The sequence below is a fragment of the Streptomyces sp. NPDC060000 genome (assembly GCF_042737375.1).
GTDB lineage: Bacteria > Actinomycetota > Actinomycetes > Streptomycetales > Streptomycetaceae > Streptomyces.
On the sequence record NZ_JBHWUU010000063.1, the window covers coordinates 21,143 to 44,469 of the forward strand.

Annotated in this window: 17 protein-coding genes and 1 other RNA gene; 10 read left to right on the plus strand and 8 right to left on the minus strand. The window is 71.6% G+C overall.

Translation table 11 applies throughout. The annotated features are described in order from the left end of the window. Positions 1–211: 211 nt before the first annotated feature. Positions 212–3,958 carry an FHA domain-containing protein gene (locus ACFWBB_RS29160; RefSeq protein ID WP_385278307.1) on the minus strand — a complete coding sequence of 1,249 codons (3,747 nt, stop codon included), beginning with the start codon at positions 3,956–3,958 and terminating at the stop codon, positions 212–214. Between the two features lie 336 nt (positions 3,959–4,294). On the opposite strand from ACFWBB_RS29160, the gene ACFWBB_RS29165 reads away from it, so the two are divergent. The 4 genes from ACFWBB_RS29165 (at position 4,295) to ACFWBB_RS29180 (ending at position 9,840) form a co-directional block, all read left to right on the plus strand. Then, the gene (locus ACFWBB_RS29165) at positions 4,295–6,031 is read left to right on the plus strand and encodes a serine/threonine-protein kinase (protein ID WP_385278257.1); all 1,737 of its coding nucleotides are present in this window, start codon (positions 4,295–4,297) and stop codon (positions 6,029–6,031) included. Positions 6,032–6,239: 208 nt separating this feature from the next. Next, positions 6,240–7,487, plus strand: a complete 1,248-nt coding sequence (locus ACFWBB_RS29170; RefSeq protein ID WP_385278259.1) for a serine/threonine-protein kinase — start codon at positions 6,240–6,242, stop codon at positions 7,485–7,487. A 79-nt stretch (positions 7,488–7,566) separates the two neighbouring features. Continuing rightward, positions 7,567–8,673, plus strand: coding sequence for a peptide chain release factor 2 (gene prfB, locus ACFWBB_RS29175; protein ID WP_385278262.1), 1,107 nt, complete (start codon positions 7,567–7,569; stop codon positions 8,671–8,673). A gap of 270 nt (positions 8,674–8,943) precedes the next feature. Further along, entirely contained in the window at positions 8,944–9,840 is an 897-nt protein-coding gene (locus ACFWBB_RS29180; RefSeq protein WP_385278264.1) for a hypothetical protein, read from the plus strand. Between the two features lie 85 nt (positions 9,841–9,925). Here the strand turns inward: ACFWBB_RS29180 and ACFWBB_RS29185 are convergent, their stop codons facing one another. Beyond that, entirely contained in the window at positions 9,926–10,120 is a 195-nt protein-coding gene (locus tag ACFWBB_RS29185; RefSeq protein WP_385278266.1) for a hypothetical protein, read from the minus strand. 236 nt (positions 10,121–10,356) lie between these two features. Between ACFWBB_RS29185 and ftsE the strand changes: the two genes are divergently transcribed. The 5 genes from ftsE (at position 10,357) to ssrA (ending at position 14,416) form a co-directional block, all read left to right on the plus strand. Next, the gene (ftsE, locus tag ACFWBB_RS29190) at positions 10,357–11,046 is read left to right on the plus strand and encodes a cell division ATP-binding protein FtsE (protein ID WP_069774015.1); all 690 of its coding nucleotides are present in this window, start codon (positions 10,357–10,359) and stop codon (positions 11,044–11,046) included. A gap of 57 nt (positions 11,047–11,103) precedes the next feature. Continuing rightward, positions 11,104–12,021 carry a permease-like cell division protein FtsX gene (ftsX, locus tag ACFWBB_RS29195; protein ID WP_385278268.1) on the plus strand — a complete coding sequence of 306 codons (918 nt, stop codon included), beginning with the start codon at positions 11,104–11,106 and terminating at the stop codon, positions 12,019–12,021. Between the two features lie 67 nt (positions 12,022–12,088). Next, entirely contained in the window at positions 12,089–13,267 is a 1,179-nt protein-coding gene (locus ACFWBB_RS29200; protein ID WP_385278270.1) for a S41 family peptidase, read from the plus strand. A gap of 93 nt (positions 13,268–13,360) precedes the next feature. After that, a complete protein-coding gene (smpB, locus tag ACFWBB_RS29205; protein WP_385278272.1) occupies positions 13,361–13,909 on the plus strand; it encodes an SsrA-binding protein SmpB in 549 nt (182 codons plus the stop codon). Between the two features lie 118 nt (positions 13,910–14,027). Continuing rightward, positions 14,028–14,416: a transfer-messenger RNA gene (ssrA, locus tag ACFWBB_RS29210) on the plus strand. 146 nt (positions 14,417–14,562) lie between these two features. On the opposite strand, the gene ACFWBB_RS29215 is transcribed toward ssrA, so the two are convergent. The 6 genes from ACFWBB_RS29215 to ACFWBB_RS29240 form a co-directional block, all read right to left on the minus strand. Then, positions 14,563–15,579 (minus strand): LacI family DNA-binding transcriptional regulator, encoded by a 1,017-nt coding sequence (locus tag ACFWBB_RS29215; protein ID WP_385278274.1) that lies wholly within the window; start codon positions 15,577–15,579, stop codon positions 14,563–14,565. Next, positions 15,579–17,894: an alpha-xylosidase gene (gene yicI / locus ACFWBB_RS29220; protein ID WP_385278276.1), complete on the minus strand. Its 2,316-nt coding sequence runs from the start codon at positions 17,892–17,894 to the stop codon at positions 15,579–15,581. Before yicI ends, ACFWBB_RS29215 begins: the two co-directional genes overlap by 1 nt. 30 nt (positions 17,895–17,924) lie before the next feature. After that, positions 17,925–18,755 carry a carbohydrate ABC transporter permease gene (locus tag ACFWBB_RS29225; protein WP_385278278.1) on the minus strand — a complete coding sequence of 277 codons (831 nt, stop codon included), beginning with the start codon at positions 18,753–18,755 and terminating at the stop codon, positions 17,925–17,927. Next, complete coding sequence (locus ACFWBB_RS29230; protein WP_385278280.1) at positions 18,752–19,717, minus strand: carbohydrate ABC transporter permease; 966 nt, start codon at positions 19,715–19,717, stop codon at positions 18,752–18,754. Before ACFWBB_RS29230 ends, ACFWBB_RS29225 begins: the two co-directional genes overlap by 4 nt. Beyond that, on the minus strand, positions 19,714–21,003 hold the full coding sequence (locus ACFWBB_RS29235; RefSeq protein WP_385278282.1) for an ABC transporter substrate-binding protein: 1,290 nt from the start codon (positions 21,001–21,003) through the stop codon (positions 19,714–19,716). The genes ACFWBB_RS29230 and ACFWBB_RS29235 overlap by 4 nt, the downstream gene beginning before the upstream one ends. Positions 21,004–21,064: 61 nt before the next feature. Next, the gene (locus ACFWBB_RS29240; protein ID WP_385278284.1) at positions 21,065–21,208 is read right to left on the minus strand and encodes a hypothetical protein; all 144 of its coding nucleotides are present in this window, start codon (positions 21,206–21,208) and stop codon (positions 21,065–21,067) included. Between the two features lie 664 nt (positions 21,209–21,872). Between ACFWBB_RS29240 and ACFWBB_RS29245 the strand changes: the two genes are divergently transcribed. Continuing rightward, the gene (locus ACFWBB_RS29245) at positions 21,873–22,550 is read left to right on the plus strand and encodes a hypothetical protein (protein ID WP_385278286.1); all 678 of its coding nucleotides are present in this window, start codon (positions 21,873–21,875) and stop codon (positions 22,548–22,550) included. Positions 22,551–23,327: the final 777 nt, after the last annotated feature.

Here is a 23,327-nt window from a genome sequence, read left to right on the forward strand (position 1 = left end):
CTGGTCCGGCCCTGGTCCGGCCCTGGACCGGTCTCGGACCGGCCATGGGCCTGCCGCCGACGGCCTCGGTCCTGCTCGGGGCCGGCTTCGGGCCTGTGTAAGGCCCGCATCGGACCGGCTACCGAGCCGCATCGGACCGGCTACCGGCCCGCATCGGACCGGCTGCCGGGCCGCCTCGGACCCGGTCAGGGCCCGAAGGTTCTCCGCCGGGTCAGGCTCCCCCGGTCGGGGGGCCGCCGGAGGGGCTGAGCTGGCGGGCCGCTCTTTCCAGGGCGCTGGCCAGGAGGGCCAGGTCTGTCGGGCCGTTGCCCAGTTCGCGTACCGGGCGGCGGGTCGGGGGGTCGCCCATGCGGTGCCACTCCAGGGGGACCACCGTGGGGCGCTGGGTCGCCGTGCGGGGGATACGGCCCGTGACGCGGCCGCCCTGGAAGGGGGTGAGGCGGCCGTCGGCGCCCTTGAGGCGGCCGCGGCCCGGCGCCGGTTCGTCCGTGCCCGAACCCGGCGGCTCCAGAGTGATCCGAACGGTGGACAGACGGGCCGGTTCCGACTCCGCCGTACGGCCTCCGGGGCCCGCCGCCGTCACCAGGTGCACACCGAGCCGCTCGCCCTCGCGGGCCACCGCCTCCAGCGCGCGCATCACCGAGCCCGCGGCCGGCCGGCCCGGCGAGCCGAGAGCGGGGGAGACCAGTGCGTCCAGGTCGTCGACGACCACCACCAGCCGGGGCAACGGGGGCGCCGCCTCGGCCCGCTGACGGGCGGCCGCTCCCGGACGCAGCCGCAGGGTGGCGCTGGGCGGGGACTCGATGTCGGCGGCGCCGCCCGCGGAACCGCCGCCGGGCCCGGTTCCCGGAGACGGTGTGTTCGGGGTGCGCTGCGGGACGATCCGGCCGGAGACCGCGCGCTGCGTGTGCCACTCCGCGAAGCCGCAACGGCCCAGCAGCTCGGACCGCCGCTTCAGCTCGGCGCTCAGCGACTGCGCGAACTCCCGCATACGGACCGGGTCGTTGGCGGTGAGATGGGTGGTGACGTGCGGTACGTCGGTACAGATCCGCAGGCCGTCACCGTGGCCGGCGCCCTTGCCGACGGTGTCGCGGCCGTCCAGCAGGATGATGCCCAGCCGGTCCGGTCGCTCGGCGGCGGCCAGCGAGGCGACGACCGCCCGCAGCAGCTCCGTACGTCCGCTGCCGGCCGGTCCCTCGATCAGCAGGTGCGGGCCTTCGGCGACCAGGTCCACACCGACCGGGCCGCGCGGACCGGCGCCGAGCACGGCCCACGCCCGCCCGCCGAGCGCCTCGGCGTCGTCGGCCGCGTCCGCCCAGCGGGCCATCAGCGAGGCGGGGGTGGCCCGGGCCAGACCCAGCTTGTCCAGGAGGCGGGCCGACTGGGGCAGCGGCGCGGACACACGCGTGTGCCGCTCACCGCTTCCGCCCGCGCCGTCCGGGCGCAGCGGCGCCAGAGCCCGCGCGAAGCGTTCGGCCCAGGCCGGGGAGACCGCGTCCACCGCGCCGACCGTGCCGGGTCCCACCGGGCCCGGCCGCTCCGTCTGCCCCCCGGCCGGCGCGACCCGCAGCAGCCTCAGCGCCGTCGCGACGTCCCCGCTGAGCAGCGCGACGGCTCCGCACGCGCGGAACGTGGGCGCCGCCGCGCACGCCGCTTCGTACGTCTCCGTCACCGGCGAGGAAGGGGAGGCGGCGGGCGTCTCGGACAGGCAGACGACGTGTATCCCGGCGGGCGGTCCGGCCACCGCCAGCCGGGCCACCGCTTCGCGCAGGTCGGCCCCGCCGGGATCGCCGTCCACGACGACCACCGTGTAGGGGCCGGGGAAGCCGCCGTCCCCCGGCTCGTCCGCCACGGCCCAGGACGGGCGGTGGGCGGCGTTGCGGGGCGCGGGTACCTGAACCGGTCCCGTACCGCCCGTACCGCCCGCGCTGTCGGAGAGATGGTCCTCCAGACGGCGCAGCAGTTCGTCGGCGCGGGCCGTGGCCTGGTCACGGTCGTAGGCGAGCAGGAGACGGCAGTCCTGGCCGTGCCCCGGGCGCAGGTGCGGCAGCCAGCCCAGCCAGGACCACTCGGCGACGCGCTCCTCCTCGGAACGCGCGCGGTCCGTGCTGATCAGGACGATTTCCAGGGTGTCGGGGGAGTGCAGCGCGGCGAGCTGGGCCAGCACCGCGCGTGCCAGCCCGGACAGCCGCGGGCGCGGCCCGGCCAGGCCGAGCGCCCCGACCTCGCGCAGCCCCGCCGTCATCGGCACGGCGGGCAGCAGGCCCGAGCCGTCGGGCGCGGGCCGGTCGGCCGTGCCCAGCCGCACGGCGAGTGCCTCGGGGTGCCCGGGGCCGCGTTCCCACAGCCGGGGGCCCGGGCCCAGCGCCGTCAGCAGCAGCGCCGCCGGGTCCGGCCAGGTCTCGGGTGCGGGGGCCGCGGTGGCCGACGGGTACTGCTCCGCTCCGGCCGCCTCCTCGTCGTAGGGCCCGGGGATGTCCGTGTCCTGGGCGTCCCCGCGACCGCCGGCGAGGCGGCGCGCCCACGCGGAGAGACCCCCGCGTTTGCGTACGCCCGGAGGGACGTCGGTGCCGCGCAGCGGGGTGCCCTTGCGGCGGGTGCCCACGCGCGCATCGGCATCGGAGATGTCGTCGTAGGGGGACGCGGACGCAGAAAGAGACGGGGACGCAGACGGGGAGAGGGATGACGGCGGGGGCGTGGACGTGGGCGCCGGCGTGGAGGCGGACCCGGGAGCGGGACCGGCGGCGGAGCGACCCCGTGGGGCGCGGGCGTCGTCGTGGGCGGGTGCCTCGTCGGGCGAGCCGTGCGGCCCGCGCACCTCGTCGTACGCCCCCGTGAACGAGCCGAGGCCCGAGCGGCCGCCGTGAGTGGCCGGGAAGCCTTCGCCCGCTCCCGGCGCGCCGTCGGAGGCCACAACCCCCGGCGGCTTCCGGCGCCCGGGGTCAGCCGTGTGGGCCTCGCCGCCGTGCCGGCTCTCGATGCGCGGCGCCGTGCCCTGGCCCGGTACGACCGGGGGCACCGAAGAGGTCTCCCCTGCACCCCGGGTGCGCCCGCCCCGTGTCTGCGGCGAGCCGCTCCAGTCCACCGTTCCGTAGGCGTGGCCGGTCGGTCCCGAGGGGCCCTGTGGGGCACCCGTGCCGTCGCCCGCCGCACGTGTGTGTGCCGCACCCGGGGCGGGGCGGTCCACGGACGGGCCGCCGCCCGCCGCCGGGCCCGTGCCCTCCTGCTCGGTGCCCTCCGGCTCCGAGCCCGCGCAGGGCACCCGGACGTGTCCCTCCCCGTCCGGCGTGGTCGTCGCCCGTGGACCGGGCCCGCCGGGCGGGGCCAGCCGCAGGGCCGACTCGCCGACGCGCAGCAGGGCGCCGGGAGCGAGCCGGACGGATCGGGCCTGCACGGGGGCGCCGTCCAGGGTGGTGCCGTTGGTGGAGCCGAGGTCGGCGACCGAGACGCGGCCGTCGGGGGAGAGCGTCACCGCGCAGTGCAGACGGGAGACGTCCGGGTCGTCGAGGGGCACGTCCGCGTCGGCGGAGCGGCCCACGCGGACCTGGCCGCCGTGCAGGAGATGGACCCCGCCCGCGTCCGGCCCGGCCACCACGTGCAGGCGGGCCGGGGCTTCGTCGACCTCGGGATGCGGCTCGGGGTCGGCCGGAGCGCCCAGGGACAGCACCGCGCCGTCGATCAGTGGCGGCTCGCCGAGCGTGCAGCGCTGGGTGTCGAGCCGCTCCACGCCCGCGTAGAGCACGACCGCCGCCGCGGAGGAGGCCGACGCGGCGCCCTCCCCGGAGACCGCCGCGGCCAGCGCGGACGCCACCGCGGCCAGGGCGGTGCCGGCGGGCGCCGTGACCAGCACGTCGCAGCTCGCGGAGCGGGCCCGCGCCGGAGGTGCTCCCGCACGAGCGGAGCCCGGCGCGGGGAGGGGCGCGCCCGTCGGGTCTACGACGGTCAGCCGGATCTGCATCGCCGTCAGCGGTCCCTTCTGCACGGGCGCGGACTTCCCCCCACCCCACACGAGCACAGCGGCCAGTACTGAAGGCATCCTCGCACCTGTCACTGACAACGCGCCCCACACCCGGGGACAAGTGATCTTGATTGGTCGGCTCTGCCCGCAAAAGTGCCGGACAAGTATGTCCCCTGCGATCAGTTGAGATCGGTCACGTCCGGCCCCGGCAACCAAGAAGACCGGGCCGAACGTCTTTCCTTCGGGAAAGGACGACAGCCCGGTGTCCGCACACCGGCACTACAGTGGGTCGGAACACGGACAGGACAGGCAAGCAAGCAGCAGGGAGCGCGTGACGTGCGGCCAGTCGGCAGCAAGTACCTGCTCGAGGAGCCGCTCGGACGCGGCGCCACGGGCACCGTCTGGCGAGCCCGCCAGCGCGAGACCGCGGGCGCCGAGGCGGCCGTTGCCGGCCAGCCCGGGGAGACCGTCGCGATCAAGGTCCTCAAGGAGGAGCTCGCGAACGACCCGGATGTCGTGATGCGCTTCCTGCGGGAGCGGTCCGTGCTGCTGCGCCTGACCCACCCGAACATCGTCCGGGTCCGCGACCTGGTCGTCGAGGGCGATCTGCTGGCGTTGGTCATGGACCTCGTCGACGGCCCCGACCTGCACCGCTATCTGCGCGAGAACGGGCCCTTCACGCCCGTCGCCGCCGCACTGCTCACCGCCCAGGTCGCCGACGCGCTCGCCGCCAGCCACGCCGACGGCGTCGTGCACCGCGACCTGAAGCCGGCCAACGTCCTGCTGATGCAGAACGGCGGGCAGATGCACCCGCTGCTCACCGACTTCGGCATCGCGCGTCTCGCCGACTCCCCGGGCCTGACCAGGACCAGCGAGTTCGTCGGCACGCCCGCGTACGTCGCGCCGGAGTCCGCCGAGGGCCGCCCGCAGACCTCGGCCGTGGACATCTACGGCGCCGGCATCCTGCTGTACGAGCTGGTCACCGGGCGGCCGCCGTTCTCCGGCGGCTCGGCCCTCGAGGTCCTGCACCAGCACCTGAACGCCGAGCCGCGCCGCCCGTCCACGGTCCCCGACCCGCTCTGGACGGTCATCGAGCGCTGCCTGCGCAAGAACCCCGACGACCGGCCGAGCGCCGAGAACCTCGCGCGCGGGCTGCGGATCGTCGCAGAGGGCATCGGGGTGCACGCGAACTCGATGCAGATCGCCGCCGCCGACGGCGTCGGCCATCTGCTCGCGCCCGACCCGACGCCCGCGACCGTGCCGGGCGGCGCCTACGACCCGAACGCCGCGACGAGCGTCCTGCCGCACACGGCCGGCCCGGCGGGCGCCGCCGATCCCACCGCCGTCCTGCCGCACACGGGCGGTCCGGCCGGCGCGGCCGATCCGACGGCCGTCCTGCCGCCGGTGCCCCCGCACCAGCCGGGACAGCACGGCCAGCAGGGTCAGCCGGGCCAGCAGCCCGAGCAGCCGCACCCCTGGCAGAACCAGATGCGGGCCGCCCGCGACCGCAACGAGCCGACGCAGGTCCAGCAGTACCTCGACCCCGGTGAGGACCCGCTGCGCCGGCGCCCCCAGCGGCAGGTCTCCCGACAGCCGCAGCAGCAGCCGTATCCGCAGCAGAACCAGCAACAGCAGCGGCCTCAGCAGCAACAACGGCCTCAGCAGCGCCCGCAGCAGCAGCCCGGCTACGGGTACCAGGGACAGCAGCAGCCGCAGCAGCAGTACGCGCCTCCGCAGCACCAGCAGCCTCAGCACCAGCCCCAGCGGTACGCGCCGGCGCCCCAGCAGCAGCCGCCGCGGCAGCGGCCCGAGCCGGAACCCCGGCAGCCCAGGCAGCGCAGTGCCAACCCGATGAAGATCCCCGGGTTGGGCTGTCTGAAGGGCTGTCTGTTCACGATCGTCATCCTGTTCGTGGCCGGGTGGCTGATCTGGGAGCTGAGCCCGCTCCAGGACTGGATCGGTACCGGCAAGAGCTACTGGCAGCTGATCAGCGGCTTCTTCGACGACGTCACCGGCTGGATCGGCGACCTGACCAGTGACTCGGGCGGCAGCGGCACGAGCACCGGCAACTGAGGCACCGGCAACTGGGACACCGGCAACTCGGACAACGGCAACTCGGACAACGGCAACCGCTGAGGCACCGGCTCCGGTCCTGACCGTGAGTTGGGGACCGCGAGTTTGTGTACTTGTCGACATCCGGCGGGTGATTTCCGTCTCCGCGGTGAAGGTTGGCTCCTCGGACGCGTACTTTGATGGGCAACACGCGTCTGTAGGAGCAGCCTTGGCACGGAAGATCGGCAGCCGGTACACCGCCCACCAGATCCTGGGACGGGGCAGCGCCGGCACGGTGTGGCTGGGCGAGGGACCGGACGGGCCCGTCGCCGTCAAGCTGCTGCGCGAGGACCTCGCCTCCGACGAGGAGCTGGTGGGCCGCTTCGTGCAGGAGCGCACGGCACTGCTCGGCCTGGAGCACCCGCACGTGGTGTCCGTACGTGACCTGGTGGTCGACGGCAACGACCTGGCCCTGGTCATGGACCTCGTCCGCGGCACGGACCTGCGCACCCGCCTCGAACGGGACCGGCGGCTGGCGCCCGAGGCCGCCGTGGCGATCGTCGCGGACATCGCCGAGGGCCTCGCCGCCGCACACGCGGCCGGGATCGTGCACCGCGACGTGAAGCCCGAGAACATCCTGCTGGACATGCAGGGACCGCTCGGCCCCGGCGGCTCGCACCGCGCCCTGCTGACCGACTTCGGCGTCGCGAAACTGATCGACACCCCCAAAAGGACCCGCGCCACGAAGATCATCGGTACGCCGGACTATCTGGCGCCGGAGATCGTGGAGGGCCTGCCGCCGCGTGCCTCGGTGGACATCTACGCCCTGGCGACCGTCCTGTACGAGCTTCTCGCGGGCTTCACGCCGTTCGGCGGCGGCCATCCGGGCGCGGTGCTGCGCCGCCATGTGACGGAGTCCGTCGCCCCCCTCCCCGGCATCACGGACGAGCTGTGGCAGCTCCTCGTGCAGTGCCTGGCGAAGGCGCCGGCGTCCCGGCTGCGGGCTTCCGAGCTGGCGGCACGGCTGCGCGAGCAGCTGCCGACGCTGGCGGGGATGCCGCCGCTGGACGTCGACGAGCCGGACCCGGAGCAGGAGGAGGGCGGGCAGGAGGAGGCCGAGCCCTCCGCCTCCTCGCCCGCGGCCCCCTCCGGGCGGGTCCGGCGCGGCTCGGTCCCGCTGGTGCCGAACGCGAAGCCGGACTCCAACCGGGACACCCACACGTCGATGCGGGTGCCCGCGCCGGACGAGCTGGCGGGCGGGGCGCACGGCACGGCACGGGTGCCGAGGGCGGCCGGCGCGCCGCGCCCCGGCTCGGCACGCAACCGTTCCGCCACCCGGCGGCGGCGGATCACGCTGGGTGTGGCGGCGGTGGCGCTGGTCGCCGCGGCCGGCATCGGAACATGGGCGGCCACCTCGGGCGACGACGCGGGGGGGACCCCGCAGGACACGAAGAACTCGGCGCCGCCGTCACCGTGACCCCGGGGGCGGAGCCCCGGGAACCGGCCGCGGACGGTGCCCGGCGCTCCCCGGTTGGCGGAGCCGTTACGCTGGAGGCGTGGCAGTCGTCGATGTATCCGAAGAGCTCAAGTCCCTCTCCTCGACCATGGAGTCGATCGAGGCCGTTCTGGACCTCGACAAGCTGAGGGCAGACATCGCCGTGCTCGAGGAGCAGGCGGCCGCGCCGTCCCTGTGGGACAACCCGGACGAGGCGCAGAAGATCACCAGCAAGCTGTCCCACCTCCAGGCGGAGGTCAGGAAGGCGGACGCGCTGCGCAGCCGGATCGACGATCTCTCCGTGCTGTTCGAGATGGCCGAGGAGGAGGACGACCCGGACACCCTCGCTGAGGCCGAGTCCGAGTTGAAGGCCGTCAAGAAGGCGCTGGACGAGATGGAGGTCCGTACGCTGCTCAGCGGTGAGTACGACTCCCGCGAGGCGCTCGTGAACATCCGGGCCGAGGCCGGTGGCGTCGACGCCGCCGACTTCGCGGAGAAGCTCCAGCGGATGTACCTGCGGTGGGCGGAGCAGAAGGGCTACAAGACCGAGATCTACGAGACGTCGTACGCCGAAGAGGCCGGCATCAAGTCGACCACCTTCGCCGTGCAGATCCCGTACGCCTACGGCACGCTCTCCGTGGAACAGGGCACGCACCGGCTCGTGCGTATCTCCCCCTTCGACAACCAGGGGCGTCGGCAGACCTCCTTCGCGGGCGTCGAGATCCTGCCCGTCGTGGAGACCACCGACCACATCGAGATCGACGAGTCCGAGCTGCGGGTGGACGTCTACCGCTCCTCCGGTCCCGGCGGCCAGGGCGTGAACACCACTGACTCCGCGGTGCGCCTCACCCACCTCCCCACCGGCATCGTCGTCTCCTGCCAGAACGAGCGGTCGCAGATCCAGAACAAGGCGTCCGCGATGAACGTCCTCCAGGCCAAGCTGCTCGACCGGCGCCGGCAGGAGGAGCAGGCCAAGATGGACGCGCTCAAGGGCGACGGCGGCAACTCCTGGGGCAACCAGATGCGTTCGTACGTCCTGCACCCGTACCAGATGGTCAAGGACCTGCGCACCGAGTACGAGGTCGGTAATCCCGAGGCCGTTTTCAACGGTGAGATCGACGGGTTCCTGGAAGCCGGAATTCGCTGGCGCAAGCAGCAGGAGAAGTAGTTTTGTCGACAAGGTAACCGCCCCTGAATCAGGGGCGGTTGCTTTTTATGTCACATTCACAGCACCACCATCGTGCAAAGCGCCCTGACTTGGACATTGCGTACGCAACGACCTTGACGATGCTTTGAAAAATGGGGATGGTGCAGTGTGGCATGCGTATCTCTGGGGCGCATGTGAACCGGGGGCTTCAGCTGCATATCGGCTACCTCCGTCGATCACGGCCCCGGGCGCGGCCTCATCGACGATTCAGCTACTGGGGGTAGCAGCTATATGACCAACAAGACGCGGATCCGGGTCGCGCGCATAGCCGCGGGCGCCGTGATCGCCGCGGGCGCCTCGCTGACCGTGGCGGGCGTCGCTTCGGCCGCAGGTGACGAGGGTGGCCTCAGCGGCCTGGTGTCGACGTCCGGCGCGGTCACCCCGCAGACCGGCGACGACCCTTGCCCGATCGGGATCTGCACCGACGGCGGCACGAGTTCCACGGGCGGTGACTCTTCGACCGGCGGCGACTCCACCACGGGCGGCGACTCCACCACGGGCGGCGACTCCACCACCGGTGGGACGGCCTCCGTCGGCGGGACGGCCTCCGTCGGTGGAACGTCCAGCACCGGTGGCGACTCCACCACCGGCGGCGACTCCACCACGGGTGGCTCCACCACGACCGGTGGCAGCTCGACCACCGGCGGCGACGACTCCACCGGCGGTTCCACGACGACCGGTGGCAGCTCGACCTCGGGCGGTTCCACGACGACCGGCGGCAGCTCGACCTCGGGCGGCTCCACGACGACCGGCGGCAGCTCGACCTCGGGCGGCTCCACCACGACCGGCGGCAGCTCGACCACCGGCGGCTCCGGCACCACGGGCGGCGACGACTCCACCGGCGGCTCCGGCACCACCGGCGGTTCGAGCTCCTCCACCGGCGGCTCCGCCACCGGTGGTACCGACACCGACGGGACCTCCACTCAGGAGGAGGGCAGCTCCGCGCTGACCGACACCTCGGAGGCCGCCGCCGACACCAGCGCGCAGGGTGGTGGCAAGGAGCTCGCCGAGACCGGTGCGGGTGAGACCACGTTCCTGATCATCGGCGCTGCCACGATGATCGCCGGCGGCGTCGGCTTCCGGCTGCTGCCGCGCCTCGTGGCCGGCCGTGGCGGGGCCACTGCCTGACGTCGGGTAGTCGCGCCCGTACGTGACGTACACGCGAAGGGGCCCGGAGCGATCAGCTCCGGGCCCTTTGCGATGCGCGTCCGGGTCAGGCGGTCTGATGGGCCAGCAGCGCCAGAGCCGCCACCAGCACCGCCAGCAGCGCGATCAGCGCCATCGGGTTCAGTCCCGCGAAGAAGTTCCCCTGTTGCTGCAGCCGCTCGCGGTTCGCGCGGCACACGGGGCACCGGCCTTCGCTCACGGGCGCGGCGCAGTTAGCGCACACCAGCCGGTCGTACGTCATGCGCTCGCCCTCCTTGCACCGGTTCCACGTACACAACGCTTCGGGGAACGGGAACGTTCCCCCTCCACTGTGCCAGGTTCATCAGGGGGCCGCGCGGCCCACCCGGAGAGCGGGGGACATACGAAGTCCCGTACAAAAACGCACAAGCCCCACTCAACCCGTCGTGACGCCTGCGCCGCCCTCCCCGGTTCGCGTATGGTCACGCTCATCTACCCCCGGCGACCCGTGGTGCACCCGTGATCCGATTCGACAACGTCTCCAAGGTCTACCCCAAGCAGACCCGCCCCGCACTCAGGGATGTCTCCCTCGAGGTGGAGAAGGGCGAGTTCGTGTTCCTCGTGGGATCCTCCGGCTCCGGAAAGTCCACCTTCCTGCGGCTGGTCCTCCGGGAGGAGCGCACCAGCCACGGCCAGGTGCACGTCCTGGGCAAGGACCTCGCGCGCCTCTCCAACTGGAAGGTGCCGCAGATGCGCCGCCAGCTGGGGACTGTCTTCCAGGACTTCCGGCTGCTGCCGAACAAGACGGTGGCGGAGAACGTCGCCTTCGCGCAGGAGGTCATCGGCAAGTCGAAGGGCGAGATCCGCAAGTCCGTGCCGCAGGTGCTCGACCTCGTCGGGCTCGGCGGCAAGGAGGACCGCAGGCCCGGTGAGCTGTCCGGCGGTGAGCAGCAGCGCGTCGCCATCGCGCGCGCCTTCGTGAACCGGCCCAAGCTGCTGATCGCGGACGAGCCCACCGGCAACCTCGACCCGCAGACCTCCGTCGGCATCATGAAGCTGCTCGACCGGATCAACCGGACGGGCACGACCGTGCTGATGGCCACGCACGACCAGAACATCGTGGACCAGATGCGCAAGCGCGTCATCGAGCTGGAGCAGGGCCGTCTCGTCCGCGACCAGGCGCGCGGCGTCTACGGCTACCAGCACTGACCGCCCCCGCCATCGCCCCCCTCGCGGACGTCCCCGGAAAGGCCTGAACAACTCGCCATGCGCGCCCAGTTCGTACTGTCGGAGATCGGCGTCGGTCTCCGCCGCAACCTGACGATGACCTTCGCCGTCGTCGTCTCGGTGGCCCTGTCGCTCGCCCTGTTCGGTGGGTCGTTGCTCATGAGCGACCAGGTCAGCACCATGAAGGGCTACTGGTACGACAAGGTCAACGTCTCGGTGTTCCTCTGCAACAAGAGTGACGCCGCGTCCGACCCGAACTGCGCCAAGGGCGCGGTCACCGCGGACCAGAAGAAGCAGATCAAGTCCGACCTCGACAAGATGGGGGTCGTCGAGAAGGTGACGTACGAGTCGCAGGACGACGCGTACAAGCACTACAAGGAGCAGTTCGGCGACTCCCCGCTGGCCAGCTCCCTGACCCCGGACCAGATGCAGGAGTCCTACCGGATCAAGCTGAAGGACCCGGAGGAGTACAAGGTCATCGCGACCGCCTTCGACGGGCGGGACGGCGTGCAGTCCGTGCAGGACCAGAAGGGCATCCTGGACAACCTGTTCGGTCTGCTCAACGGCATGAACTGGGCGGCGCGGGCCGTGATGGCGCTGATGCTGGTCGTCGCCCTGATGCTGATCGTCAACACCGTGCGGGTGTCCGCCTTCAGCCGTCGGCGTGAGACCGGGATCATGCGGCTGGTCGGCGCCTCCGGCTTCTACATCCAGGCGCCGTTCATCGCCGAGGCGGCCGTCGCCGGGCTGATCGGGGGCACGGTCGCCTGCGGATTCCTCATCATCGCCCGGTACTTCATCATCGACCACGGCCTGGATCTCTCCGAGAAGCTGAATCTGATCAACTTCATCGGCTGGGACGCCGTGTTGACCAAGCTTCCGCTCATCCTCGCCACCAGCCTCCTGATGCCCGCGCTGGCCGCGTTCTTCGCGCTGCGCAAGTACCTGAAGGTGTGACGCACGCCCCGTGGGCCGTACGGTCAACCGACCGTGCGGCCCTTCGCGTTCCCCTAGACTCACCGCCATGTCAGGCCGTGACCTGTTCTGTCAGCCCCGCCGTTTCGGCCGCGGGGCCGCCCTGACCTTGGTGTTCGCGAGCGTGCTCGTCGCCGGCGCCGCCACCGGATCGCTGCCCGGGGACCCGGGGGAGGGCGGCCGGAGCGCCTCGGGCGCCGCACCGGCCACAGCGTCCCCCGGTCACTCCGAGGACGTGACGCGGGCCGCCGAGGAGGCCGCCGCGGACGGCAAGTCCCCGATGGAGGCCGCCGAGCGCGCCGTCAGCCGCAGCGGGGACCGCTGGGCGGCCGTCTACTCCGAGGGCGAGTACGAGGAGTTCGCGAAGTCCCTCGACGGCCGGTACACCGGCGTCGGTCTGGAGGCGCGGCGCGAGCGGGGCGGCCGGATCGAGGTGACCAAGGTGCAGCCGGGATCGCCCGCGGCCGCCGCCGGGGTCCACGCGGGCGACCGGCTGCGCAGCGTCGACGGACGGTCCGTGGACGGGCTCCCGGTCACCGACGTCGTCTCCTTACTGCGCGGTGACGCCACGGACGCGCCCGCCGGCACCACGGTCCGTCTCGGCCTGGGGCGCGGTACACGCGCGTGGACCGAGACCCTGCGACGGGCGCTGCTCTCCACGGACTCCGTGACCGTCCACCGGCTTTCCGACGACACCACCGTCATCACCGTCGCCGCGTTCACCAAGGGGGTCGGTGACAGCGTGCGCAGCGCCGTCCGCAAGGCCCCGGCAGGCGCCGGGATCGTCCTGGATCTGCGCGGCAACTCCGGCGGCCTGGTCACCGAGGCCGTCTCCACCGCCTCCGCCTTCCTCGACGGCGGCCTGGTCGCCACCTACGACGTCGACGGCGACCAGCGCGCCCTGCACGCGGACGGCGGCGGCGACACCAGCAGCCCCCTGGTCGCCCTCGTCGACGGCGGCACGATGAGCGCCGCCGAGCTGCTCACCGGCGCCCTTCAGGACCGCGGCCGCGCGGTCGTCGTGGGCTCCCGCACCTTCGGCAAGGGCTCGGTCCAGATGCCGAGCCGGCTGCCCGACGGCTCCGTCGCCGAGCTGACCGTCGGGCACTACCGCACCCCCTCCGGCCACGGTGTCGACGGCCGGGGCATCACCCCCGACCTGGAGGCGGACGACGGGGCGCTGGAGCGGGCCGAGACCGTGCTGAGCGGGCTCGGGGACGTGTCCTGAGCGGTCCCTCGAGCCGCCCGTGACCGGGCTCGGTGACCGGCTCCGTAATCGGCTTTCCCTCAGCGGGCCTCAGGATGCGAAAATGGCCGGACTATGAGCAAGGGAATGTACGTACCGAAGGAGTCCCAGCCGAAGCAGGGCGGGGCGGCCGCGTCCGGCAAGGTCAAGGACGGCAAGCGCAAGATCGTCGCGCAGAACAAGAAGGCCCGGCACGACTACGCGATCGTCGACGTCTACGAGGCCGGTCTGGTGCTCACGGGCACCGAGGTGAAGTCGCTGCGTGAGGGCCGCGCCTCGCTGACCGACGGCTTCGTCCAGATCGAGGGGAACGAGGCGTGGCTGCACGCCGCCCACATCCCCGAGTACTTCCAGGGCAGCTGGACCAACCACTCCGCGCGCCGCAAGCGCAAGCTGCTGCTGCACCGCGAGGAGATCGACAAGCTGGCGGTGAAGTCCGAGGAGACGGGCCACACGATCGTGCCCCTCGCCATCTACTTCAAGGACGGCCGGGCGAAGGCCGAGATCGCGCTGGCGCGCGGCAAGAAGGAGTACGACAAGCGGCAGACCCTGCGCGAGCAGCAGGACCGCCGGGAGACGGACCGGGTGATCGCGGCGGAGAAGCGGAGGCAGCGGCACGCGTAGCCGCCGCACGCGGGGTCGCCGGGAACAGAGTGGCATCCTCGTGCGTCGGTCACGTACGATGGCACTTGTGCCCCGCAGTGGGTACGGGCCCTCCTCGGAGGGATTGAAAAATCAACATGGGGATGATCGGTTTCGACAGCGACTGTTGAAGCAGGGGAAGCGTGTCGAGGAAGCGGCAATGATCTCGTAAACCATATGTCGCAAAAAATAATCGCCAATATCAAGAGCGATTCCCAGTCCTACGCCCTCGCTGCCTAATAAGCAGTGAGTGTAGGACCCATAATGGGTGTCAGCCCGGAAGTGTTCCCGATCCGGATCCTGGCATAATTTAGGGGACTAAACCATCGAGCCCGGTCACGGGGTTCGATGGGAAATCAAACAGTGACTGGGCCCGTCGGCGACTTGTTCGCGTGATCACCGGGGCCGAGAAAATCACAGCGAACTGCACACGGAGAAGCCCTGATTCTGCACCGTTGGACGCGGGTTCGATTCCCGCCATCTCCACTCATCCCATGTGAACAAGAACCCCGTCGCTTTCGAGCGGCGGGGTTCTTGTTGTGACAGGCCCTTTCCGTGACAGGTTCTTGTGGTGACCGGTTCCCGCGTGACGAGAGGGGGCGGGCCCGGTGGGCGATCCGCCGCGCCTCATCCGCTCAGCGTGGGCTGACCGTCCGAGGCGCCGTGCTCGCCCGCCGGGTCAGCGTCGGAGGCAGCAGAGTCGCCTCGGGTACCGCCTCGCCGCCGAGTTTGCGCATCAGCAGTTCCACCGCACGCTCACCGACCTCCGCCGACGGCAGCGCGACGGAGGTGACGGGCACCCGGAGCCCCGAGGCGAGCTCGTCCGGGCAGATCGCCGTCACCGACAGGTCGCCGGGGACGCGTAGCCCCAGCTCCTCGAACGCCTCGACGAGGGGCTCCAGGACCGCCTCGTTGTGCACCACCACCCCGGTCAGCGCGGGTTGCTCGCGCAGGAGTCGCTCGGCCACCCGGCGGGCCGCGCCCGGTGTCGCCTCGCACGGGTGGACGGCGGAGGCGAGCCCGGCCCGGTCGGCGGCCGCCGTGAACCCCTGGACCACGCGCTGCGCGAAGGCCGTCCCGCGCACATACACCTCCGGCGGTGACCCGACCAGGGCGACCACCCGGTGCCCGAGCTGTGCCAGATGCTCCACACACCGCTCGCCCGCCGCCCGGAAGTCGAGGTCGATGCAGGTCAGGCCGTCGGCCTCGAGCGGGAAACCGATCATCACGGACGGCCGGTCCAGGGAGCGCAGCAACGGCAGCCGGGGGTCGTGGAGCTGGACGTCCATCAGGATCAGCGCGTCGACCATGGCCGTGTCCGCGACCCTGCGCAGTCCCTCCTCGCCCTCCTCCTGGGTCAGCAGCAGCACGTCGTGGTCGTGGTGCCGGGCCGCCGTCACCACCGACACCGCGAACCGCATGACGACCGGGACATGGATGCCGGCCCGCAGCGGCACCACGAGTGCCAGCACGTTCGAGCGGCTGCTGGCCAGCGCCCGGGCGCCGGCATGCGGGCGGTAGCCCAGCGCGTGGGCGGCCTCCTCGACCCGCCGCCGGGTCTCCTCGGAGATCGGGCGCTTGCCGCTCAGCGCATAGGACACCGTGCTGGGGGAGACCCCGGCCTGCCGCGCCACATCGGTGATCTTCACCATCAGACCGGCTCCCCGTCGTCAGGGGTGTCCAGAACGGGGGTCTGCGGGACCGGGGTCTCCGCGTCCGGGGTCTCCAGGGTCAGGAACCCGGTGCCCGCCGCGGCCCGCGCGACCCGGTCCCCGGCGGCCAGCGCCCACGGCGCCGAGGGGTCGCTCGCGGACGCCCGCAGCGTGTCCCCCTCGCGTACGACGGTGAAGGTCACGTCCCCGACCCGCACCGTGACCTGGGCGCCGCGCTCCAGGCCGTAGGTGCGCAGGGTGACCCCGTCGGCGTGCGCGTAGTCCGGCCGGTCGGCGTGGGCGCCCACCGGGAGCACCGCGCCCGGCCGCACCAGCAGCGGTGCGCTGAGGAACCCGTGGCGCTCACGCACCCAGCGCGGCCCGGTCACCGTCCGCCCGGTGAGGTAGTGCGTCCAGGTGCCCTCGGGAACGTAGTACGCCACGTCCCCCGCGTCGCTGAACACCGGCGCGACCAGCAGATCCGGACCGAGCATGTACTGCCGTTCCAGGTGCGCGCACCCGGGATCCGCCGGGAACTCCAGCACCATCGCCCGCATCACCGGCGTGCCGTCCTCGTGGGCGACGCGGGCGGCCTCGTACAGGTAGGGCATGAGCCGCAGCTTGAGCCGGGTGAAGTGACGGGCCACGTCCACCGACTCCTCGTCGAACAGCCAGGGCACCCGGTAGGAGGAGCTGCCGTGCAGCCTGCTGTGCGAGGAGAGCAGGCCGAAGGCCAGCCAGCGCTTGAAGAGGGCCGGTGTCGGGGTGCCCTCGAAGCCGCCGATGTCGTGGCTCCAGAAGCCGAACCCCGACAGGCCCAGGGACAGCCCGCCGCGCAGCGACTCCGCCATCGACTCGTACGTCGCCTCGCAGTCGCCGCCCCAGTGCACCGGGAACTGCTGGCTGCCGGTCGTCGCGGACCGCGCGAAGACGACCGCCTCGCCCTCGCCCCGGTGTTTGCGCAGCACGTCGAAGACGGTGCGGTTGTAGAGGTACGTGTAGTGGTTGTGCATCCGCTCCGGGTCCGAGCCGTCGGACCAGGCCACGTCGACCGGGACGCGCTCGCCGAAGTCGGTCTTGAAGCAGTCGACGCCCTGCGCGAGGAGTGCCTCCAGCTTGGCCGTGTACCAGTCGCGGGCGGCCGCGCTGGTGAAGTCGACCAGGGCCATGCCGGGCTGCCACAGGTCCCACTGCCAGACACTCCCGTCCGGCCGCCTCAGCAGATGGCCGAGCGCCCTGCCCTCCGCGAAGAGCGGCGACCGCTGGGCGATGTACGGGTTGATCCACACGCTGACGCGCAGCCCCTTCGCCTTCAGCCGGGACAGCATGCCCTCCGGGTCGGGGAACACCCGTGGGTCCCAGTGGAAGTCGCACCAGTGGAACTCCCGCATCCAGAAGCAGTCGAAGTGGAAGACGGAGAGGGGGAGTTCGCGCTCCCGCATACCCTCGATGAAGGAGGTCACCGTCTCCTCGTCGTACGAGGTGGTGAACGACGTCGACAGCCACAGGCCGAACGACCAGGTGGGCGGGAGGGCGGGGCGGCCGGTGAGGGCGGTGTACTTGCGCAGGATGTCCTTCGGGGTGGGGCCGTGGATGACGTAGTACGTCAGCTCCTGGGTCTCGGCGCTGAACTGGACCCTCGACACCGCCTCCGAGCCGACCTCGAAGGACACCTTGCCCGGGTGGTCGACGAAGACGCCGTAGCCGGCGTCCGTGAGGTAGAACGGCACGTTCTTGTAGGCCTGTTCGGTCGCCGTGCCGCCGTCGGCGTTCCAGATGTCGACGACCTGACCGTTCTTGACCAGCGGGCCGAAGCGTTCGCCGAGCCCGTAGACGGAGGTCCCCACACCCAGGTTGAGCTGCTCGCGCAGATAGTGGCCGCCGGTGGTCGCGTCCCGCATGATGCCCATGCCCTTGGGACCGCTGGAGGTGAGCGTCCGGCCGTGGGCGAGGAACTCCACGTGCCAGGGGCCGGAGCGGGCGACCTTCACGGAGAGCGTGCCGGAGGTCAGGGTCGCGTGCGCGTCGTCGTGGGAGAGCTGCGGGGCGGGCGCCGACCGGTTGAGGTCGAAGGCGGGCTCGCGGGGCCGTTCACTGGTGAAGTGGGTGAGGGTGAGGCCGACGACGTCGGGCATCGGGGTGTGGGCGGTGATCGTCATGACCGGTCCCGTCATCAGGTCGCCGCGGCTGCGGATGGGCCGGGTCGGTGCGTGGATCTCCAGGGCGCCGTCCGACTCGGTGACGTCGAGGACCTCGGCCGGGTGAGCGGCCGTCACGCCCTCGCGCAGCAGCCAGTAACCGTCGGTGAACTTCATGGGTGGGGGGTCCTTACTGCTCGGTCCTCACTACTTCACGGCGCCCACGGCGATGCCGCGGGTGAGGGTCCGCTGGAAGACGAGGAAGAAGACGAGGGCCGGGAGCACGCCGAGGAGGGCGGCCGCGTTGGTCATCGTGGCGTCCATCAGGCGCTGCCCCTGGAGGACGCCGAGAGCCACCGACACGGTCTGGTTGTCGTTGGAGATCAGCATGACCAGCGGGAGCAGGAACTCGTTCCAGGTCCAGACGAAGAAGAAGACGAGGAGCACCCCGAGGGTGGGGCGGCTGACCGGGACGACGATCCGCCACAGCACCTGCCACCTGTTCGCGCCGTCGATGCGGGCGGCCTCGATGATCTCGCGCGGGAACCGGCTCAGCACGGAGGAGAGCAGGTAGGTGCCGAAGGCCGCCTGGATCACGGTGAAGACGATGATCACGCTGAGCCGGGTGTCGTACAGGCCGGCCTGCTTGCTCAGGTAGTACACCGGGTAGACCAGGGCCTCCTGCGGGAGCATGTTCGCCAGCACGAAGAAGGCCAGTACCCAGGTGCGCCCCCTGATCCGCCCGATGCCGATCGCGTACGCGTTCAGCACCGACAGGACCACCGCTCCCACCGCCACCGACCCGCTGATCAGCAACGAGTTCAGCAGCTTCCGGCTGTAGTCGACGCGCTCCCAGAAGTCCTTCAGACCGTCCAGGTACAGCCCGTCGGGCAGGCTCAGCGGGCCGTTGCGGGAGTACTCCGCCGGGGACTTGACCGCGTTCACCGCGACGACCAGAAACGGGACGATCATGAAGAGGGCGGCCAGGCAGAGGGCCACCAGGACCGGGTAGCGGCGCAGGGCTCGCGCGGCCCTCATGTGCGCGGTCCTTCCTCCGCGTCCTCCGCCCGGGTCTGCAGCCGCAGGCCGACCAGGGAGAGGGCGAGGATGATCACGGTGAGCACGGTGGAGATCGCGGCGCCGTAGCCGACCTGCGTCTTCTCGAACAACGTGGTGAAGGAGAAGTAGGAGGGGACGTTCGTCGCCCCGCCGGGGCCGCCCTTGGTCAGGACGTACACCGCGCCGAACACCTTCAGCGCGGCGATCGTGCACCAGGTCAGTACGACGTGGATCTCCGGGCGGATCTGCGGCAGCGTGATGTGCAGGAAGCGGCGCCACCAGCCGGCGCCGTCCAGCTCGGCCGCCTCGTACAGCTGCGGGTCCACGCGTTCCAGGCCCGCCATGAAGACGACCAGCGGGAAGCCCAGCTGCACCCACACCATCACGCCCATGACGCTGTAGAGCGCCAGGTCGGGGTCGCCGAGCCAGTCCTGCCGCCAGGCGCCGAGACCGACGGCTCGCAGGAGCTCGTTCAGTGAGCCGTTGTCGGGCGCGAGGATCCAGCTCCAGACGATGCCGGCGACCGCGATCGGCAGCACCTGCGGGAGGTAGAAGCAGGCGCGCAGGACGGCCGCCGTCCGGCTGCCGAAGTGCTTGCCGACGTGGTCGAAGAGGGCGGCCGCCAGGACCAGGCCGACGGCCGTGGGGAGCGCCGCCATCGCGACGACCATGAAGAGGCTGTGCCGGAAGCTCTCCCAGAACTCCGCGTCGTCCAGCAGCTCGCGGTAGTTGGCGAGCCCGGACCACCCGGGGCTGCCCACCCCCTGCCAGTCGGTGAGGCTCACCGCCGTGTTCATCAGGAACGGGACGACGACGACGGCCGAGAAGGCGAGGGCGCCGGGGAGCAGGAACAGTACGTAGGAGTTCCGGGCGCGGCGCGGGTGAACGGCCCTGTGCTGCTTGCCGGTCACCCGCCCGCCCCGTTCGACGGTCACCGTCATGTCTTCGGTACGCCCTTGTCGTACGCCTTCTGCAACGCGTCCAGGTAGCCGTCCGGCTTCTCGCTGCCGGTGATCAGCTTCTGCGTCTCGGAGACGAGGACGTCGTAGAAGCCGGGGACCGGCCAGTCGGGATAGAAGGCCAGGCCGTCGCGGCCGGACAGGGTGTTGAAGTGGGCGATGAGCTCCTTGGCCTTCGGGTCGGTGATGGCGGCCGGGTCCGCCGCGACCGGGACGCCGCCCTTGTTGCCCAGCAGGTTCTGGATCTTCTTCGACATGGTGATGTCGATGAAGTCGTAGGCGAGGTCCTTGTTGTGGGCGCTCTTGGGGACCACCCAGAGATTGCCCCCGGAGCCCGGGGAGAGGTCCGAGCCGGGCCACAGCGTGGTGCCCCAGTCGAACTTCGCCTCGTCCTCGAAGCGGCCGTACCACCAGCTGCCGGAGAACAGGATCGGCGCCTTGCCCTGGATGAAGGAGACGCCCGCGTCCTCGGCCTTGGCGCTGGTGGAGCTCTTGCCGATATATCCCTTCTTCACCCACTCGGCGAAGGTCTCGGCCGCGTGGGTCCAGGCCGTGTCGTGGAAGTCGGCCTTGCCCTTGTAGAGCTCGTAGGAGTCGACCCAGGAGCGGTCCGCCCTGGACAGGGCCAGCTGGTAGACGTACTGCTGGGCGAGGTACTCGGCGCCGGAGTCGGCGAGCGGGGTGATCTTGTTCTTGGCGAAGGTGTCCATCGCCGCGACCAGGTCGTCGAACGTCTTCGGCTCGGCGAGGCGGTACTTCGCGAACAGGTCCTTGTTGAAGTAGACCATCGTGTACTCGGCGTAGTTGGGCACGCCGTACCAGTTGCCGGATCCCATCACGCCGTTCGCGTCGTACTGGCTGGTGGTGCGCACACCGGGGCCGATCAGCTTGTCCCAGCCGCGCCTGGTCACCTCGGCGGACAGATCGGTGAGGAGTCCCTGCTTGGAGAGCAGGCCCGCCGTCGCGTTGCCCTTGTTGTACTCCATGAGGTCGGGCGCGTCGGAGGAGTTCAGGACCATCGGGGCGGTCTTCTGGATCTGGTCGAAGCTCTTCTCCTCGAACTCCACCCTCACGCCCGGGTGCTGGGCCTCGAACTCCTTGATCGCCGCCGTCCAGGCCGCGCCCATCGCGCTGTTCGGGGCCTCGTAGTGCCACAGCCGCAGGGTCTTGGCGTCGGCGGTGCCGCCGCCGTCCGAGCCGCCGCAGGAGGCCAGGAGCAGCGAAGCGGCGACGGCCGCTGCCGCGCACGCCGTTCCCCGCCGTGCCATCACACGCCTTCGTGCCGTCAACATCCTGTGCCTCCAGGGGAGTCGGATGGTTCTGAGGGCGTCACGGTGCGTCCATCGAATCGATTCGATGGGTGACGTCGAAGCGCTTCGACGGGGGAACGTATGTGGCTGATGTGGCCGCGTCAATGGTGCGGGTGGGGAAATCGGGCATTCCGGCGTCGGGGCGGGTGAAGTTTTCGGCCATGCCTGAGTCGGTGTGCCGGCCTCCCCCCGACGCGATCCGTTTGTCCCCGGCTGTCGCCGATGTGATAAATGCGTTCGATCCTCCCGATCCTCGATGCGCCTCGAGTGATCGCTTTCGGATCGACGCGATCGGACTGCGACTGCGGCTGCCCACGCAGAGGTGATTTCGGGACATAGGCATGAACATGACTTGTGTTCATAAATGACACATCGCAAACACAGGGCCCAAGCCTGCGCTAGATTCGTGGACCTGAGCGCAATGGGATAAAAGGGGCGCTGGAGTTGGGTGGGGGCCCGGTTCCGTCGACTGCGCTCAGGGTCGTAGGCGCACCCGGAACAGTTCCTTGGGGGGAAGTGCGCACATGAATAATTGGCGAGAAGACGCCCAACCCGAATGGCCGGCGGCGGCATCGCCGACCCGGGACGTGCCGTTGGCGGGGGCCGGATCGCAGGGCTTCTCCGGGATCGGTGGGCAACCTCTGACGTCCATGGCGGGCGAGAATGCCAGATACCGGTCATTGCTGGACGTACCGCGAGAAAGTGGTCTGCTGCCGGCTTCGAACACGGCGAACGGTCTTTCCGAAAACGAACGGTCGAGCGATCTCCGGGATCCCTGGGAAGAGGAGCCCGGCGGCGCGGACGGGAAAGGGAACGATCCGGCCGAGGTGACCGTCCAGCTCGACTCCCTGAAGAAGGGGCGGCCCGACGGTCCGGAGGCCGCCTCCGACGTCCCGGTGTTCGTCGACGAGTCGGGCCGGCGCAGCCGGACGTTCCGCCGTATCGGCATCCTGGTGGGCACCGCGTGCGGGGCGTACGCCGTCGTCATCGTGGCGGCGCTGCTGTCCGGCAACGCGGGCGCGCCCTGGCTGCCGCTTCCCGTGCCGGGCCAGGCCGACGACACGCCGGCTGCCGGCAATGTGGACAGCCCGTCGACGCCGGACGCGTCCACGAGCCGGCGGCACGGCGGCTCCGGCGACAGTGAGCCGGGCGGCGCGGACGTCACCGCCACCGCGTCCGCCGCGGTGCCGGGCAAAGCGGGAGCGAGTACGGCGCCGGGCGCGTCGGGCAGCGCGGCTCCGTCGAAGGGGGCGTCCCCGGCGGCGCGTCCGTCGGCGAGCGGCACCGCGCGGCCCAGCACCGGCCCGACGGCCTCGGCCTCCTCGGCCCCCGGCCCCAGCAGCCCGGTGATCGCACCGCCGGCGTCCACGCCACCGCCACCGGCGACCTCGCCAGCGGCCTCTGCCTCGGTAGCCTCCTCCCCGTCCCCGGCCGGAGGAACGTCGACCACGGTCGCCGGCGGCCCCCCGGAACCGGCCCCGGCGGCATCGAGCCCGGCAGCCTGAACGTCCCCGTGACAACCACCGACCAACGTTCCCAGGAGAACCCGTCGGCTTGTGAGCCACGGGGACCACGGGGACCACAGGGACCACAGGGACCCCAGGGGCTGGAGGGACCGCAAGGCTCCTACGGGCTGCGGGGGTCGCAGGGCCCCCACGGGCCCCAGGGGTCGCAAGGTCCCCACGCGCTGCGGGGTCGCAGGGCCCGGCCCCAGTGGGCGCAGGGCTCCGCGAGCCGCTGGGGCTGTGACGGCCCCGCTACCCGCAACGGCCCCGCTACCCGCAACGGCCCCATGGGCCCCACGGATCCCACGGGCCCGCACGGGCTGCGCAGGCTGCGGTGGCCCCAGGGGACGCAAGGTCCCCGAGGGCTCCACGGGTTCAACGGGCCGTACGGGCCCCATGCGCCGTATGGACCGTATGGGCCCCGCGGCCTCGTGGGTGTCGATGGGCCGAACGGGCCGTATGGGTTCCGCGGCCTCGTGGGTGTCGATGGGCCGAACGGGCCGTATGGGTTCCGCGACCCCGTGGGTGTCGATGGGCCGAACGGGCCGTATGGGTTCCGCGACCCCGTGGGTGTCAACGGGCTGCGCAGGCTGCCGTGGCCCCAGGGGTCGCGAGGCCTCCGTGGGCTCCTCGGATTCCACGGGTTCAACGGGCCGTACGGGCCGCAGGGGCCCCGCGGGCCGCACGGGCCATATGGGTCCCGCGACCTCGTGGGTGTCGTCGGGCCGCACGGGCCGTACGCGCCCCGCGACCCCGTGGGTGTCACCGGTGCCGGTG

Excerpts from the sequence above, each read along its gene's own strand:
- ACFWBB_RS29200 (WP_385278270.1), top strand. The coding sequence starts at position 12,089 with ATGTCAGGCCGTGACCTGTTCTGTCAGCCCCGCCGTTTCGGCCGCGGG.
- yicI (WP_385278276.1), bottom strand. The coding sequence starts at position 17,894 with ATGAAGTTCACCGACGGTTACTGGCTGCTGCGCGAGGGCGTGACGGCC.
- ACFWBB_RS29230 (WP_385278280.1), bottom strand. The coding sequence starts at position 19,717 with ATGACGGTGACCGTCGAACGGGGCGGGCGGGTGACCGGCAAGCAGCAC.
- ftsX (WP_385278268.1), top strand. The coding sequence starts at position 11,104 with ATGCGCGCCCAGTTCGTACTGTCGGAGATCGGCGTCGGTCTCCGCCGC.
- ACFWBB_RS29215 (WP_385278274.1), bottom strand. The coding sequence starts at position 15,579 with ATGGTGAAGATCACCGATGTGGCGCGGCAGGCCGGGGTCTCCCCCAGC.
- ACFWBB_RS29185 (WP_385278266.1), bottom strand. The coding sequence starts at position 10,120 with ATGACGTACGACCGGCTGGTGTGCGCTAACTGCGCCGCGCCCGTGAGC.
- ACFWBB_RS29225 (WP_385278278.1), bottom strand. The coding sequence starts at position 18,755 with ATGAGGGCCGCGCGAGCCCTGCGCCGCTACCCGGTCCTGGTGGCCCTC.
- ACFWBB_RS29240 (WP_385278284.1), bottom strand. The coding sequence starts at position 21,208 with ATGGCCGAAAACTTCACCCGCCCCGACGCCGGAATGCCCGATTTCCCC.
- ACFWBB_RS29160 (WP_385278307.1), bottom strand. The coding sequence starts at position 3,958 with ATGCAGATCCGGCTGACCGTCGTAGACCCGACGGGCGCGCCCCTCCCC.
- smpB (WP_385278272.1), top strand. The coding sequence starts at position 13,361 with ATGAGCAAGGGAATGTACGTACCGAAGGAGTCCCAGCCGAAGCAGGGC.
- ACFWBB_RS29235 (WP_385278282.1), bottom strand. The coding sequence starts at position 21,003 with ATGGCACGGCGGGGAACGGCGTGCGCGGCAGCGGCCGTCGCCGCTTCG.
- ACFWBB_RS29180 (WP_385278264.1), top strand. The coding sequence starts at position 8,944 with ATGACCAACAAGACGCGGATCCGGGTCGCGCGCATAGCCGCGGGCGCC.